This is a genomic window from Caldimonas brevitalea, assembly GCF_001017435.1.
Classification (GTDB): domain Bacteria; phylum Pseudomonadota; class Gammaproteobacteria; order Burkholderiales; family Burkholderiaceae_C; genus Caldimonas; species Caldimonas brevitalea.
Window position 1 is genome coordinate 5,954,694 of the sequence record NZ_CP011371.1, and the last position, 13,164, is coordinate 5,967,857.

Below are 13,164 nucleotides of genomic sequence, written 5' to 3' on the forward strand. Positions count from 1 at the left end.
CTGGCGGCCTCCGGACAGGAGATCAAGATGAATGCCCCCCTGCGACCGCAGCAGGCCCTGGCGGCGGCCCCCGCCGGCACCGCGGCCGAAACGCCCGAGTCCGAGCGCCAACGGCGCCAGGCCGAGGTGGTGGCCGCGCTGCGCGCGCTGCTGCCGGAGTCGGCACTGCTGTGGCGCCGCGAAGACACGGTTCCGTATGAATGCGACGGCCTGACGGCCTACCGCGAACAGCCGATGGTGGTGGTGCTGCCCGAAACCGAGGCCCAGGTGGCCGCCGTGCTGCGCACCTGCCACACGCTGCAGGTGCCGGTGGTGGCACGCGGCGCCGGCACCGGCCTGAGCGGCGGCGCCTTGCCGCATCGTTTGGGGGTGACCTTGAGCCTCGCGCGCTTCAACAAGATCGTGAAGGTCGACCCCTATGCCCGCACCGCGGTGGTGCAAAGCGGCGTGCGCAACCTGGCGATCAGCGAGGCCGCGGCCCGCTACGGGCTCTACTACGCGCCCGATCCGAGCAGCCAGATCGCCTGCACCATCGGCGGCAACGTGGCAGAAAACTCGGGCGGCGTGCACTGCCTCAAGTACGGGCTGACCCTGCACAACGTGCTGAAAGTGCGCGGCTACACGGTCGAGGGCGAGCCGCTCGAACTCGGCAGCGACGCGCTCGACACCGCCGGGCTCGACCTGTTGGCGGTGTTCATCGGCAGCGAAGGCATGCTGGGCGTGGTCACCGAGGTGACCGTCAAGCTGGTGCCCAAGCCGCTGCTGGCGCGCTGCATCATGGCCAGCTTCGACGACGTGCGCAAGGCCGGCGACGCGGTGGCCAACGTGATCGCGGCCGGCATCATCCCGGCCGGCCTCGAGATGATGGACAAGCCGATGACGGCCGCCGTCGAAGACTTCGTGCACGCCGGCTACGACCTCAAGGCCGAAGCCATCCTGCTGTGCGAGAGCGACGGCACGCCCGAGGAAGTGCACGAGGAGATCGGCCACATGGTCGACGTGCTGGTCGGCTCCGGCGCCACGCGGGTGGAAGTGAGCCGCGACGAAGCGCAGCGCCTGAAGTTCTGGAGCGGGCGCAAGAACGCCTTCCCGGCCAGCGGGCGCATCAGCCCTGATTACATGTGCATGGACTCGACCATCCCACGCAAGCGCCTGGCCGACATCCTCGAGGCCATCGCGAAGATGGAAACCCAGTACGGCCTGCGCTGCGCCAACGTCTTCCATGCCGGCGACGGCAACCTGCACCCGCTGATCCTGTTCGATGCCAACGACCCTGACCAGCTGCGCCGCTGCGAGCTGTTCGGCGCCGACATCCTGGAGACCAGCGTCGCCTTGGGCGGCACCGTCACCGGCGAGCACGGTGTCGGCGTCGAGAAGCTCAGCTCGATGTGCGTGCAGTTCTCGCCCGAGGAACGCGAGCAGATGCTGGCGCTCAAACACGCCTTCGACCCCGCCGGCCTGCTCAACCCGGGCAAGGTGATTCCCACCCTGCAGCGCTGTGCCGAGTACGGCAAGATGCACGTGCGCCGCGGCCTGCTGCCGTTTGCCGACCTGGAGCGGTTTTGAACGCGACCCCGATCACCGATCTCCCGCTGCCGGCCGCCCCCGTGTCGCCGCTGCCCCCGCCTGAACTCGAGGTGCTGGTCGAACGGGTCCGCGCCGCGCTCGCCGACGGCGGCCGGCTGTCGATCCACGGCGCCGGCAGCAAGGCCTTCTACGGTGAAGCCGGCGGCGACACCGAGGCCGACGTGCTCGATGTCACGCCGCTCACCGGCATTTCGAGCTATGAGCCGACCGAGCTGGTCGTGACCGCCCGCTGCGGCACGCCGATCGCTGAACTCGAAGCCGCGCTGGCCGAGCACGGCCAGTGTCTGCCCTTCGAGCCGCCGCGTTTCGGTGGCGCCGGCACCGTGGGCGGCATGGTGGCCGCCGGCCTGTCCGGCCCGGCCCGGGCGGCGGTAGGCTCGCTGCGCGATTTCGTGCTCGGCGCCACGCTGCTCAACGGCCGCGCGCAGGTGCTGAGCTTCGGCGGCCAGGTGATGAAAAACGTCGCCGGCTACGACGTCTCGCGCCTGCTGGCGGGTTCGCTCGGCACGCTGGGCGTGATCGTCGAGGTGTCGCTGAAGGTGCTGCCGATCGTGCCGGCCACGGCCACTTTGCGCTTCGAGATGGACGCGGGCACCGCGATACAGCGCCTCAACGAATGGTGCGGTCAACCGCTGCCGCTGAACGCGAGCGCCTGGTGGGACGGCATGCTGGTGCTGCGCCTGCGCGGCGCCCAGGCCGCCGTGGCGGCCGCCGTGCGCAAGCTGGGCGGCGAGCTGATCGACCCGGTGCAGGCCGCCGGCTTCTGGGACGGGCTGCGCGACCACCGCGACGAGTTCTTCACCGCGGCCGAGGCGGCGGTCGAGGCCGGCGCGAGCCTGTGGCGGCTGTCGGTGGCGCCCACCGCCCCGCCGTTGCAACTCGCCGGCGACCAACTGATCGAATGGTTCGGTGGCCAGCGCTGGCTGTGCACGTCCGCCCCCGACGCCACGCTGCGCGACGCGGCCAAAGCCGCCGGCGGCCATGCGACGCTGTTTCGCACCCGCGAGCCGCGCCCCGGGGTGTTCACCCCCTTGCAAACGCCGCTCGACCGCCTGCACCGACAACTGAAACACGCCTTCGACCCGGCCGGCATCTTCAACGCCGGCCGGCTCTACCCCGGGCTGTGACCCGGCCCGATACCCGCCCATGCAAACCCATCTCGCTCCCGAGTTCCAGGACACCCCCGAAGGCGAAGAGGCCCAGGCCATCCTGCGCAGCTGTGTCCATTGCGGCTTCTGCACCGCGACCTGCCCCACCTACCAGTTGCTCGGCGACGAACTCGACGGGCCGCGCGGACGCATCTATCTGATGAAGCAGGTGTTCGAAGGCCAGCCGGTCACGCGCAGCACCCAGCTGCACCTCGACCGCTGCCTGACCTGCCGCAATTGCGAATCGACCTGCCCCTCCGGCGTGCAATACGGCCGGCTGGTGGAGCTGGGCCGCCAGGTTGTGGAAGAGCGCGTCGAGCGCCCGCGCGGCGAACGCATGACCCGCAAGCTGTTGAAGGAAGGTCTGACGTCGCCCCTGTTCGGGCCGGCCATGAAACTGGGCCAGGCCGTGCGCCCCTTGTTGCCCGCCGCGCTCAAGCACAAGGTGCCACCGGCCGACCGCAGCGGCAGTGCCCACCGCTGGCCGACGCGCCAGCACGCTCGCAAGGTGCTGATGCTGACCGGCTGCGTCCAGCCGGCCATGATGCCCAACATCAACAGCGCCACTGCCCGCGTGCTGGACGCCGCCGGCATCCAGGTGATGGTGGCCGACGAGGCCGGCTGCTGCGGCGCCATCCGCACCCATCTGAACGACCACGAAGGCGGCCTGGCCGACATGCGCCGCAACATCGACGCCTGGTGGCCCACCATCGTGCGCGGGGAGGTCGAGGCGATCGTGATGAACGCGTCGGGCTGCGGCGTGATGGTGAAAGACTATGCGCAGCATCTGAAGCACGACCCCGCCTACGCCGACAAGGCGCGCCGCGTCAGCGAGCTGACCCGCGACCTGTCCGAGCTGCTGCCCGACCTGGTGGCCCAGCTGAAGCCGCGCTGGGCGGCCGACGCCCCGCGCCCCAAGCTCGCCTTCCATCCGCCTTGCACGCTGCAGCACGGGCAGAAACTGCGCGGGGGTGTCGAGGCCGGGCTGCGCGAGCTGGGCTTCGAGGTCGAGTTGGCGGTCGGCGAATCGCATTTGTGCTGCGGCTCGGCCGGCACCTATTCGGTGCTGCAGCCCGACCTCGCCTACCAGCTACGCGACCGCAAGCTGTCGCAGCTGATGCCGTTGGCGCCCCAGGCCATCGTCTCGGCCAACATCGGCTGCATCCAGCACCTGCAAAGCGGCACCGAAACGCCGGTCAAACACTGGATCGAAGTGCTCGACGAAGCGCTGGCCTGAGCGCGGTCGTCCGACTGTGGTGGTTTGTCCTACGGCCTCGCCGTCAGCGCGCCGACAGGCGTGAGCGGCCGGTCGGCGCACAGTGGAGTTGTCGGGCGCGGCCCTGCCGACCCGGCACTCGCAACTGGAAAGAAAGGACTCGCCATGAATCGCGATCAACTGAAGGGACGCATGGAGCAGGCCAAGGGCAAGACGAAGGAAATGGCCGGCCGGGCCACCGACGATCTCAGCCTCGAAGCCAAGGGCCGCGTTCAGAAGAACGTCGGCGACATGCGCGGCGACTACGGCGACGCCAAGGAACGGGCGAAGGACCACCTTGACCGCCGTCATTGACGTCGCACCCCGGGCGCCCTACGTGGGCCTCGGGGTGACGGCGGCCGCAGGCGGAGCGCGGGCGCACAGCGACCCGCCGACCCCACCCAACGAGCCGCCGCCGGCGCCGCCCCAGGCGCCGCCGCCCGGCCCCGATCTGCCGCCCGCGCCGATCGACGACCCGCTGCCCCCCGGCCACCCTGAGCCGGTGCACGAACCACCCGTGACCCCGACGCCGATGGCCTGAGCCTCTGACTTTTGCCAGGCATTGCGGCGGGCATGCCGGGTGCCGGTCGTTCCCCGACCGGTACCCGGCCCCTCCCCTTCCCCTCCTCTCTCGACCCAACGGAGAAGCTCGATGGCTTTGCTACACGACACCTCGCCCCAGGAACGCCTGTGGGACATGATCCGCGGCATCCGTTTCGGCATGCTCACCACCCGCCACCACGACGGCCAGCTGCGCTCGCGGCCGATGACAACGCAGAACCGCTCGATCGACGAAGGCGGCGTGCTGTGGTTTTTCGTCTCGCTCAGCAGCGAGCCGGCCCTCGACCTGAAGGACGACGGTGCCGTCAACATCAGCTATGCCGACCCCGACAAGGACCGCTACGTCTCGATCGCCGGTTTCGGCCGTTTCGTCGACGACATCGCCAAGAAGCAGGAACTGTGGAACACCCCCACCGAAGCCTGGTTCCCGAAGGGCCCCACCGACCCCGACGTCGGCCTGCTGGCGGTGCACATCGACCATGCCGAATACTGGGATGTCGAAGCCAGCAAGATGACGCAGCTGTTCAAGATGGCGAAGGCCGCGGTCACCGGCCAGCGCCCGAAGGACATGGGCGACCATCAGGAAGTGCGGGTCTGACGCCGGCTTCGCCCGGCGCCGGTCGAGCCGGCCCGAATTCGGGCACGCCCGGGACCGGCTTACGCAGGGCGTGCGCGCCCTGGTAGTGCGCCATACCGGCGCCGGCGGCGTGCAGCAGCGCCTGCTACACGAAGCGAGGAACCCCATGCAGATCGTACTTTCCGGCAAGACCGCCATCGTCACGGGCTCCACCGTCGGCATCGGCTACGCCGTGGCAGCCGGCCTCGCCAGTTGCGGGGCCGCGGTGGTGGTCAACGGCCGCAAACAGGAGGCGGTGGACGAGGCGATGGCGCGCCTGCGGCAGGCCGTGCCGGGCGCTCAGGTGCGCGGCGTCGCCGCCGACCTCGGTTCGGCCGAAGGGTGTGCCCAACTGGTGCGGGCCGAGCCCGCCGCCGACATCCTGGTCAACAACGTCGGCATCTACGGCCCGCGCGACTTCTTCGAAGTACCCGACGAGGAATGGAGCCGCTACTTCGAGGTCAACGTGATGTCGGGCGTGCGGCTGTCGCGCGCCTACCTCCCGGGCATGGCCGAACGCGGCTGGGGCCGGGTGGTGTTCGTGTCGTCCGAGTCGGGCCTCAACATCCCGGCCGACATGATCCATTACGGCGTCACCAAGACGGCCAACCTGTCGGTCTCGCGCGGCCTGGCCAAGCGTATGGCCGGCACCGGCGTGACGGTCAACGCGGTGTTGCCCGGGCCGACGCTGTCGGAAGGGGTGCAATCGATGCTGAAGCCGAGCGCCGAACGCGCCGGCCGCTCGGTCGAAGACACCGCGACCGCCTTCGTCAAGTCGCAGCGCGCCAGTTCCATCATCGGCCGCGCGGCCACACCCGAGGAGGTGGCGCACCTGATCGTGTATGTCTGCTCGCTGCAGGCCTCGGCCACGACCGGTGCCGGCTTGCGGGTCGATGGCGGGGTGGTCGAGAGCCTGGTGTGAGCGCGGGAAGCGGCCGTGCGCCCGCTCACCGCGCCCCCGCCGGCTGGCGGATTTGCCGCAGCCAAGGCGAGGGCCGCGTGACGCTAGGGTCGAACGGATGCAGCACATCGCCGACCGCCTGCCGGATGCGCTGCACATAACGCCGCGTCTCCAGGTAGGGCGGCACACCGCGGTAGCGCTCCACGGTGCCCTCGCCGGCGTTGTACGCGGCCGCGACCAGCGTCACGTCGCCCTCGAAATACGCCAGCAGCCAGCGCAGGTAGGCCAGCCCGCCGCGGATGTTCTGCGCCGGGTCGTAGGGGTTGCGGACCCGAAAACGCTCGGCCGTTGCCGGGATCAGCTGCATCAAACCCTTGGCATTGCGCGGTGACAGAGCGACGGTGTCGAAATTGGACTCGGCCTGCATGATGGCCAGCGCCAGCTGCGGCTGGACGCGGTATTCAGGCGCCATCTTCTGCACCAGCGCAAGGATGGACGGCGGGGCCACCTTCGCCAACGGCGCCAGTGCGGCGCTGGCCGAGGCCGAGGCGGTGGTCCGGGTGGCAGGCGCCGGCGGCGCGCTGCGCATGCACTCCGGCACCTCGGTGGTCGGCCCGCCGACCGTCTGCAACATGCGTTGCGCCTGTTCGTACCCCTGTTCGGCGGCCGCCTGGAAGAAGAACGCGGCCAGCGAGTCGTTGCGTTCCAGGCCGCGGCCGTTCGCATACATCCAGCCGAGGTTGAACTGCGCCTCGGCATCGCCCAGCCGAGCGGCTTCGCAATACAGGGCTGCCGCCCGACGGGCGTCGCGCGGCATGCCGGCGTCGCCGTACTCGTAGGCCATCGCCTCGGCGCGCAGCAAAGGGATCAGCACCGCCTCGGGCGGCGGCTCGGCCGCCTGCGCGGCGACGCCGAGCGCCAAGGCACAGCACAAGGCCGACAGCGAGCAAACCAGTTTGATCATCGAGAGGGGACGGGGTGGGTAGGGCAGCGCCGTGGACGCCGCCTGCAAGGCACCACAAACGCAGCGAACTTACCAGAGCCGCCGACGCCCGCGCACGCCAGCGCCCCCCTCGGTCAGGTGGGGCCCAGCCTGGCCCCGCGACCGCTTCAGCCCTCGGCGACGATCTGGCGCAAGGCGCGTTCAAACACCTCGGGCGGCTGGCCGCCCTGGATCAGATGGCGGTCGTTGACGATCACCGCCGGCACCGAGTGGATGCCACGCTCCAGGTAGTAGCGCTCACGCTCGCGCACCTCTTCGGCATAGGTGTCGGACGCGAGGATGGCCTCGGCGCGCGCCCGGTCCAGCCCGACCTCCTCGGCCAAACCGGCCAGCAGCGTGTGGTCGCCGGGGTTCTGGCCCTCGGTGAAATAGGCGCGGAACAGCGCATGCTTGAGTTCGCGCTGGCGACCTTCCAGCTCAGCCCAGTGCAGCAGCCGATGTGCGTCGAAGGTGTTGTAGATGCGGCTGCGCTTGTCCATCCGGAAGTTGAAGCCGACCGCCTCGCCGCGGGCGCGGATGGCTTCGCGGTTGCCCGCGCTCTGCTCGGGCGTCGCGCCGTATTTCTGCGCCAGGTGTTCGTCGATGTCCTGCCCCTCGGGCGGCATGCCGGGGTTCAGCTCGAAGGGCTGGAAGTGCAGCTCGGCCTGCACCTCACCCCCGAGCCGCTGCAGCGCCTGCTCGAGCGATTGCAGGCCGATGATGCACCAGGGGCAGGAAACGTCGGAAACGAAGTCGATTTTCATGGGGCGGGCCAAGTCGGAGAACCAGGCCAGTCTATCCAAGCCCCTCCAGGGCCGTGGTGGGCTGCCGCGCCGACCCGCCGGACCGCCAGGGAATAACACTGCCGCCCTGGCTGCCCCGCGGTTCAGGTCGGGAGCCCGTCGAGCGGCATCGACGCCAGCCGCGACAGGGTGCTGCCGCCGGCCGACAGCGCCTGGAAACGCTGCGTCAGGTAATCGGCGAGGCGCGGATGCTGGCTGTGCGCGACGTTGAACCGCAACCAGCCGTCGGCGGCCAGCGGCCGGGCCCGGAAGGACGCGCCGCCGGCGAGCACGATGCGGTTGCGCCAGGCGTCCTTGGCCAGCAGCTCGATGTCCACACCCTGCGGCACGCGACCCCACAAGAACAAGCCGCCTTCGCCGACGCCGTCTTCGAACACGATTCCGGCCTGCTGCAAACGGCTGATGGACGCGATGCGCGCCTGCGCGAGCTTTTGCTGCAGCCGCTCCACATGCTTGCGAAAGCGGCCGCTGGCCAGCAGTTCGAGCAGCACGAACTCGTTGAGCGCCGGCGTGGTCAGCACCGAATACACCTTCTCGCGCAGCAGCGGCTTCAGCAGGGCCGGCTCGGCGGCCAGCCAGCCGAGCCGCAGTGCCGGGCTCAAGGCCTTGCAGAAACTCGAGAAGTAGATGACGCGCGACAGGCCCGACAACTGGGCCAGCCGTGTCGCCTGGCCCGGCAGGAAATGCCCGTGCACATCGTCTTCGGCGATCAGCAGGTCGTACCGTTCAGCCAGCGTCAGCAGGCGGTGCAGGTTGGCGGCGCTGCTGCCCCAGCCCGTCGGGTTGTGCAGCACACTTTGCACGAACAGCATGCGGGGCCGGTGCTCGGCCAGCGCCGCTTCGAGTTCGGCCAGATCGAGTCCGTCGGGCCGCCGGGTGATGGGCACCACATCGACGCCCGCCTGGCGCAGCCGCCCGAACATTAGGAAAAAGCCAGGGTCTTCGACCAGCACGCGGTCGCCCGGCCGCAGGAAAGCGCGGCAAATCAGGTCGAGGGCCTGGGTGGCGCCGAAGGTGGTCATGACCCGCCCGGCATCGGCGGCGATGCCCTGGCTGCGCATCAGCATTGCAATACGCTCGCGCAGCGCCGGCAGGCCCTGGGCGGGGCAGCGCGCGGCCATGCCGCCAGTGCAGGCGGCCAAGGCTCGCTGCACCAGCGACGCCGGGATGCCGTCTTCCAGCCAGGCCAGCGGCAAGGCGCCGCTGCTGGCCAGCAGCACGCCGGGGCGCTGGTCGCTGGCCTGCTGCGCCAGCCAGACCGGGTCTTGCTCCTCGCCGGCCTCGAGCGGCTCGAGCTCGGGCGGCGGGCTTTCCGTCTCGCAGACGAGGTAGCCGATGGTGCCGCGCGATTCGATCAGGCCGGCGGCGACCAGCCGGTCGTAGGCCAGCACCACCGTGTTGGGGCTGACCGCGAGCTGGGCCGCGAGCTGGCGGATCGACGGCAGCCGCATGCCGGGGGCGAGCCGACCGTCGCCGATGCGAGCGGCCAGGCCGGCTTCGATCTGGCCGGCCAGGGGCACGGACGAGTCACGGTCGAGCGGGATCATCGGTGGGGCCTGAAGGAGTGGCGACGTCGGGGCATTGTGTCAAATGCCGAACAGCCAACCGGGTTCACAGCCACTCCCGTGGCCACAACGTCCGGTCGCCCTGCTCGAGCCTTCGCAGCCGGCGCTCCAGGTCGGCCAGGTCCACCGCGTTGTAGAGATAGCGCTGTTCGTGGTCCATCAGCGCCAGGTGCAGGGCGCGGCCGAAGCGCTCGAGCCATGCGACCCACCCGAGGCGGCCGTGGGCGGCGGGCCGCGGCCGCGTCGTCAGCAAAGGGGTGTCGTGTAGTGCGTCCATGCGGCCACGATAGGGCCCGGTCCGCGGCGCACCAAGACACAGCCGGCGCGGCTGTACACCTCACTGTGTCAGTGTCCGGACAGGTACAGCACCACGACCGCCCGCCTCACTCGACCGCGATGCCCGCCTCCTTCACGGCCTTGGCCCATTTGAGCGTCTCCTTGGCCGCGAACAACCCCAGCTCCGCGGGCGAGCTGAGCGTGACTTCGAAGCCGCCGGGTGCCAACTTTTGTTGCGCGCCCCGGTCACGGAGTGCGGCGGCCGCGGCGCGGTTGAGCTTGTCGACCACGGCCGCCGGCGTGTCGGCCGGCGCGTAGAGCGCGAACCAGGCGGTCATCTCGAACCCGGGCACCACCGCCGACATCGGGCCGACGCCGGGCAGCATCGGATGCGGCTGCGCCGAGGTGACGGCCAATGCGCGCAGCTTGCCGGCCTTGACCTGCGGCAGCGCGGTGGAGAAGTCGGCGAAGGTGACCTGGATGGCACCGCCCACGGTGTCCATCACCGCCGGCGGCACGCCCTTGTAAGGCACGTGCAGCATGTCGAGCCGGTTGGCCGCGACGAAGGCACTGCCGGGGATCAAACTGCCGCTGGAGCCCGAGCCCCAGGCCAGCTTGCCCGGGTTCTGCCGCGCGTGCGCGACCAGGGCCTGGGGCGTCTGGGCCGGCACCTGCGGGTGGACCAGCATCACGAACGGGATCTGCGCCAGCCGCGAGATCGGCGTGAAGTCCTTGATCGGGTCGTACTGGAGACGTCGGTACAGCGAAGCATTGGCCGCATGGGTGGTGCTGGTGGCGGCCAACAGCGTGTAGCCGTCGGGCGCGGCGCGCGCCACCGCAGCCGTGCCGATGGTGCCGTTGGCGCCGGCCTTGTTGTCGATCACGACCGGCTGTTTCAGCTGCCGGCTCATCTGCTCGGCCAGCACACGGGCCAGCAGATCGGTGGCGCTGCCGGCTGGGAACGGCACCACCAGGGTGATTGGGCGGGTCGGCCAGGTCTGGGCGTGCGCCGCGGGCAGTGCGGCGCACGCGCCGAGCAGGGCGGCGAAACCGCGCAACAGACGACGGCGGGCAAAAGAGGAGGAGAGCGTGTCCATAGGGTGAGAGTTCCTGTCGACATGGTGGCTGCGCGGCGAGCGAGCACATGCTACGGCCCGGACGCGGATGCAGCGCTTGCCGGCAGAGGCGGCGTTGTACGTGGGCGACCCGTCGGCCGACGCCGAGCCGTGACACCCCGATTCGCGTCGTTGGCCGAGACCCGGGGGCGGCCTCGCACTCGGCGAGTGTCGGTCTGATGCGGCCAAGTGCCCCGGGGCGTCCGCCATCCCCTGAACCGGGGGCCGTCTAAAACAATCGCACAGTTACAATCAGTAACCTGTCCGGGGCAGCTCAAATCAGAGCCAGCGGCACGTTTCCACGCCGCCGAGCCCGGTTGTCTCGCCGCCAACCTTCCACCCACCTCCATCTTCCATGTTGACGTTTTCGAGAAGTGCGCCTCGGTGCGCCGTGGTTTTGTTGTGTTTGGCTCTTACCGCATGCGGAGGCGGTGGAGGAAGCCAGACGGAAGAGACCGATATCAACGCGGGTGGCTCTACGGGTGGCTCTACGGGTGGCTCTACGGGCGGCTCTACGGGCGGCTCCACGGGCGGCTCCACGGGCGGCTCCACGGGCAGCTCCACGGGTGGGACGACGGGGGGATCGAGCGGCGACGGCTCAACCGACGGTTCAGAGGCCAACAAGGCCAGCGTCACCTTCTCGGTTGATTCACTGACCTTGGTCGCCAAGAGTCCGGCGACGGCGGTGACCTGGCCGTCCGTGACCATGACGGTCAACGGAGAGCTAGACGGCCCGCTATACGTCAAGGTGTCCCATGCAGGAAGCGCGGTCGCTGACGTGCGAGACCCCACTTATCCGACCGACTCCTCCGCAACCATCCTGGTCGTGCCCGAAAACCCCTCCACCCTCGGGGCAGGACATTTCACCGGCACTGTCACCGTCACGGCTTGCGTCAAAGATCCCACTTGTGCCACGGGGCAGCTCGTAGGGAGCCCGAAGACGTTGCCGGTCTCGTACGAGATCAAGCCCTCTGTCCAGTCCGACACCGTGATGCCCTACCTGACGACGGCGGGCAGCGCCGGCAAGGTCGTGATCCGTGGCAAGGGGTTCAGTGCTGCCGGCATTGACACGGTGAGTTTCGGCACCACGTCCGCGACCGCCTTCAACATCGTCAGTGACAGCGAAATACACGCCACCCATTCCGGTCTTGCAGCGGGTCGCCACACGGTGACGTTGAAGGCCGGCGGCAGCCTGGTTCCATTCGACGGCACCCTGGTCGCTGTCCCGTCCGTTGCGTACCCCGCGAGCCTGCTCCCCTACGGCGGCACCCTGACGGAGACGCGCGGCCTCCTCTATGACGCGGAGCGCCGCGTGCTGTTCGTCGCCGCGGTCGGCATTACGCCCGAATTCAACACGCTGATGCGCTTTCCGCTGTCGACCTACGGCACTTCAGTGCCCAGTGGTTCGGGAGTACCGAGGCTGCGCGACATTGCGTTGACGCCGGATGGCACACGCTTGCTGGTGCTGACCGATGACGCTCTGATGCAGAAGGACCCGGTCACGCTCACGACGCTCGTCACGACGCCCGCCGCACAACCGTTCTCTCAGGGCTTCCAGCACCTGAGGGAGTTGGAGGTGACCAACGAAGGATTCGCGCTTGTCACATCCGGCGTGTACGGTTCCGGTTTTGCCGACCTTTGTCTGTACTCGATCAACGACGCGGCTTTCTACCTGACCCCAGACCTGCTGGTCACGCAAGCCTCGGTCGGCGCCAGCGCCGACGGATCTTCGCTGGTCATCGCCCATCCGACCGTGTACTACGACGCTTCCACGGGCAGGATCGCCCGCGCTCGCCATGGTCTCGCCGACCATGGTCACTCCTGGTATGACGCGACCGTCAAGCCGGCTGTGAGCCGGTCCGGGCACCGCGTCGTGATGACCGGACGGGACTACGCCGGGAACGCGCACACCACGGTCTACGATGCTTCCCTCGCGAACGTGCTCGGTCACTTGCCCACCGCGAGTGCCAGTAACAGCGAGGCGAGCAGCGGCATTGCAATCCAGCCAGACGGCAGCCGAGCCTACGTTTTCGACCGCGCGGCGATGGCCATTCGGACTTTCGACCTCACCGGTGCCCCGGTGGCCGGCTTTTACCCCGAAGTGCTGCCTGCACGGGCGGTTCCGGCCGGTCTGGGTAGCAGTCTCACCTACCGCATGCTGGTGAGTCCGGACGGCACCACGCTGTTCATCGGGGGCACGGGTGCGGCCGCGATGATGCCAGCGCCCTGACGGCGGCCAAAAGCTCGAGGTGGCGCGCCTGTGATTCGGCCGCGCCGCTTTCCGCGCCACCGGGCGCTGCCACCGGCTCACTCGGCACGGACGCTCAGGGACGTTCTTGCAAACGGACGGGCTGT

General features: G+C 69.5%; 13 protein-coding genes. 8 read left to right on the forward strand and 5 right to left on the reverse strand.

Annotation, left to right across the window (positions count from 1 at the left end):
- The first annotated feature begins 27 nt into the window (after positions 1 to 27).
- The 7 genes from AAW51_RS25385 to AAW51_RS25415 all read left to right on the forward strand — a co-directional run bounded on the left by AAW51_RS25385 (position 28) and on the right by AAW51_RS25415 (position 6,089).
- Entirely contained in the window at positions 28 to 1,566 is a 1,539-nt protein-coding gene (locus AAW51_RS25385) for an FAD-linked oxidase C-terminal domain-containing protein (RefSeq protein ID WP_083438570.1), read from the forward strand.
- 50 nt (positions 1,567 to 1,616) lie between these two features.
- On the forward strand, positions 1,617 to 2,714 hold the full coding sequence (gene glcE / locus AAW51_RS25390) for a glycolate oxidase subunit GlcE (protein WP_047198294.1): 1,098 nt from the start codon (positions 1,617 to 1,619) through the stop codon (positions 2,712 to 2,714).
- 19 nt (positions 2,715 to 2,733) lie between these two features.
- Positions 2,734 to 3,972: a glycolate oxidase subunit GlcF gene (gene glcF, locus AAW51_RS25395; protein WP_047196851.1), complete on the forward strand. Its 1,239-nt coding sequence runs from the start codon at positions 2,734 to 2,736 to the stop codon at positions 3,970 to 3,972.
- 144 nt (positions 3,973 to 4,116) lie between these two features.
- Entirely contained in the window at positions 4,117 to 4,305 is a 189-nt protein-coding gene (locus AAW51_RS25400; protein WP_047196852.1) for a CsbD family protein, read from the forward strand.
- A complete protein-coding gene (locus AAW51_RS25405) occupies positions 4,289 to 4,531 on the forward strand; it encodes a hypothetical protein (RefSeq protein ID WP_083438571.1) in 243 nt (80 codons plus the stop codon). The genes AAW51_RS25400 and AAW51_RS25405 overlap by 17 nt, the downstream gene beginning before the upstream one ends.
- 111 nt (positions 4,532 to 4,642) lie before the next feature.
- A complete protein-coding gene (locus tag AAW51_RS25410) occupies positions 4,643 to 5,149 on the forward strand; it encodes a pyridoxamine 5'-phosphate oxidase family protein (RefSeq protein ID WP_047196853.1) in 507 nt (168 codons plus the stop codon).
- 145 nt (positions 5,150 to 5,294) lie between these two features.
- Positions 5,295 to 6,089, forward strand: coding sequence for an SDR family NAD(P)-dependent oxidoreductase (locus tag AAW51_RS25415; RefSeq protein WP_047196854.1), 795 nt, complete (start codon positions 5,295 to 5,297; stop codon positions 6,087 to 6,089).
- A gap of 25 nt (positions 6,090 to 6,114) precedes the next feature.
- Here the strand turns inward: AAW51_RS25415 and AAW51_RS25420 are convergent, their stop codons facing one another.
- The 5 genes from AAW51_RS25420 to AAW51_RS25440 all read right to left on the reverse strand — a co-directional run bounded on the left by AAW51_RS25420 (position 6,115) and on the right by AAW51_RS25440 (position 10,791).
- Positions 6,115 to 7,032: a transglycosylase SLT domain-containing protein gene (locus AAW51_RS25420; protein WP_083438572.1), complete on the reverse strand. Its 918-nt coding sequence runs from the start codon at positions 7,030 to 7,032 to the stop codon at positions 6,115 to 6,117.
- Between the two features lie 146 nt (positions 7,033 to 7,178).
- Positions 7,179 to 7,814: a DsbA family oxidoreductase gene (locus AAW51_RS25425; RefSeq protein ID WP_417903584.1), complete on the reverse strand. Its 636-nt coding sequence runs from the start codon at positions 7,812 to 7,814 to the stop codon at positions 7,179 to 7,181.
- A 122-nt stretch (positions 7,815 to 7,936) separates the two neighbouring features.
- Positions 7,937 to 9,400 (reverse strand): aminotransferase-like domain-containing protein, encoded by a 1,464-nt coding sequence (locus AAW51_RS25430; RefSeq protein ID WP_047196857.1) that lies wholly within the window; start codon positions 9,398 to 9,400, stop codon positions 7,937 to 7,939.
- Positions 9,401 to 9,464: 64 nt separating this feature from the next.
- Positions 9,465 to 9,695 carry a hypothetical protein gene (locus tag AAW51_RS25435; RefSeq protein WP_157360034.1) on the reverse strand — a complete coding sequence of 77 codons (231 nt, stop codon included), beginning with the start codon at positions 9,693 to 9,695 and terminating at the stop codon, positions 9,465 to 9,467.
- A gap of 106 nt (positions 9,696 to 9,801) precedes the next feature.
- Positions 9,802 to 10,791: a Bug family tripartite tricarboxylate transporter substrate binding protein gene (locus AAW51_RS25440; protein ID WP_047196859.1), complete on the reverse strand. Its 990-nt coding sequence runs from the start codon at positions 10,789 to 10,791 to the stop codon at positions 9,802 to 9,804.
- 724 nt (positions 10,792 to 11,515) lie between these two features.
- On the opposite strand from AAW51_RS25440, the gene AAW51_RS25445 reads away from it, so the two are divergent.
- Complete coding sequence (locus AAW51_RS25445) at positions 11,516 to 13,039, forward strand: IPT/TIG domain-containing protein (RefSeq protein ID WP_335337684.1); 1,524 nt, start codon at positions 11,516 to 11,518, stop codon at positions 13,037 to 13,039.
- Positions 13,040 to 13,164 lie beyond the last annotated feature (125 nt).

Coding starts and splice junctions, on each gene's coding strand:
- AAW51_RS25385 (WP_083438570.1), top strand. CDS start 28: ATGAATGCCCCCCTGCGACCGCAGCAGGCCCTGGCGGCGGCCCCCGCC.
- glcF (WP_047196851.1), top strand. CDS start 2,734: ATGCAAACCCATCTCGCTCCCGAGTTCCAGGACACCCCCGAAGGCGAA.
- AAW51_RS25400 (WP_047196852.1), top strand. CDS start 4,117: ATGAATCGCGATCAACTGAAGGGACGCATGGAGCAGGCCAAGGGCAAG.
- AAW51_RS25410 (WP_047196853.1), top strand. CDS start 4,643: ATGGCTTTGCTACACGACACCTCGCCCCAGGAACGCCTGTGGGACATG.
- AAW51_RS25415 (WP_047196854.1), top strand. CDS start 5,295: ATGCAGATCGTACTTTCCGGCAAGACCGCCATCGTCACGGGCTCCACC.
- AAW51_RS25420 (WP_083438572.1), bottom strand. CDS start 7,032: ATGATCAAACTGGTTTGCTCGCTGTCGGCCTTGTGCTGTGCCTTGGCG.
- AAW51_RS25425 (WP_417903584.1), bottom strand. CDS start 7,814: ATGAAAATCGACTTCGTTTCCGACGTTTCCTGCCCCTGGTGCATCATC.
- AAW51_RS25430 (WP_047196857.1), bottom strand. CDS start 9,400: ATGATCCCGCTCGACCGTGACTCGTCCGTGCCCCTGGCCGGCCAGATC.
- AAW51_RS25435 (WP_157360034.1), bottom strand. CDS start 9,695: ATGGACGCACTACACGACACCCCTTTGCTGACGACGCGGCCGCGGCCC.
- AAW51_RS25440 (WP_047196859.1), bottom strand. CDS start 10,791: ATGGACACGCTCTCCTCCTCTTTTGCCCGCCGTCGTCTGTTGCGCGGT.
- AAW51_RS25445 (WP_335337684.1), top strand. CDS start 11,516: ATGACGGTCAACGGAGAGCTAGACGGCCCGCTATACGTCAAGGTGTCC.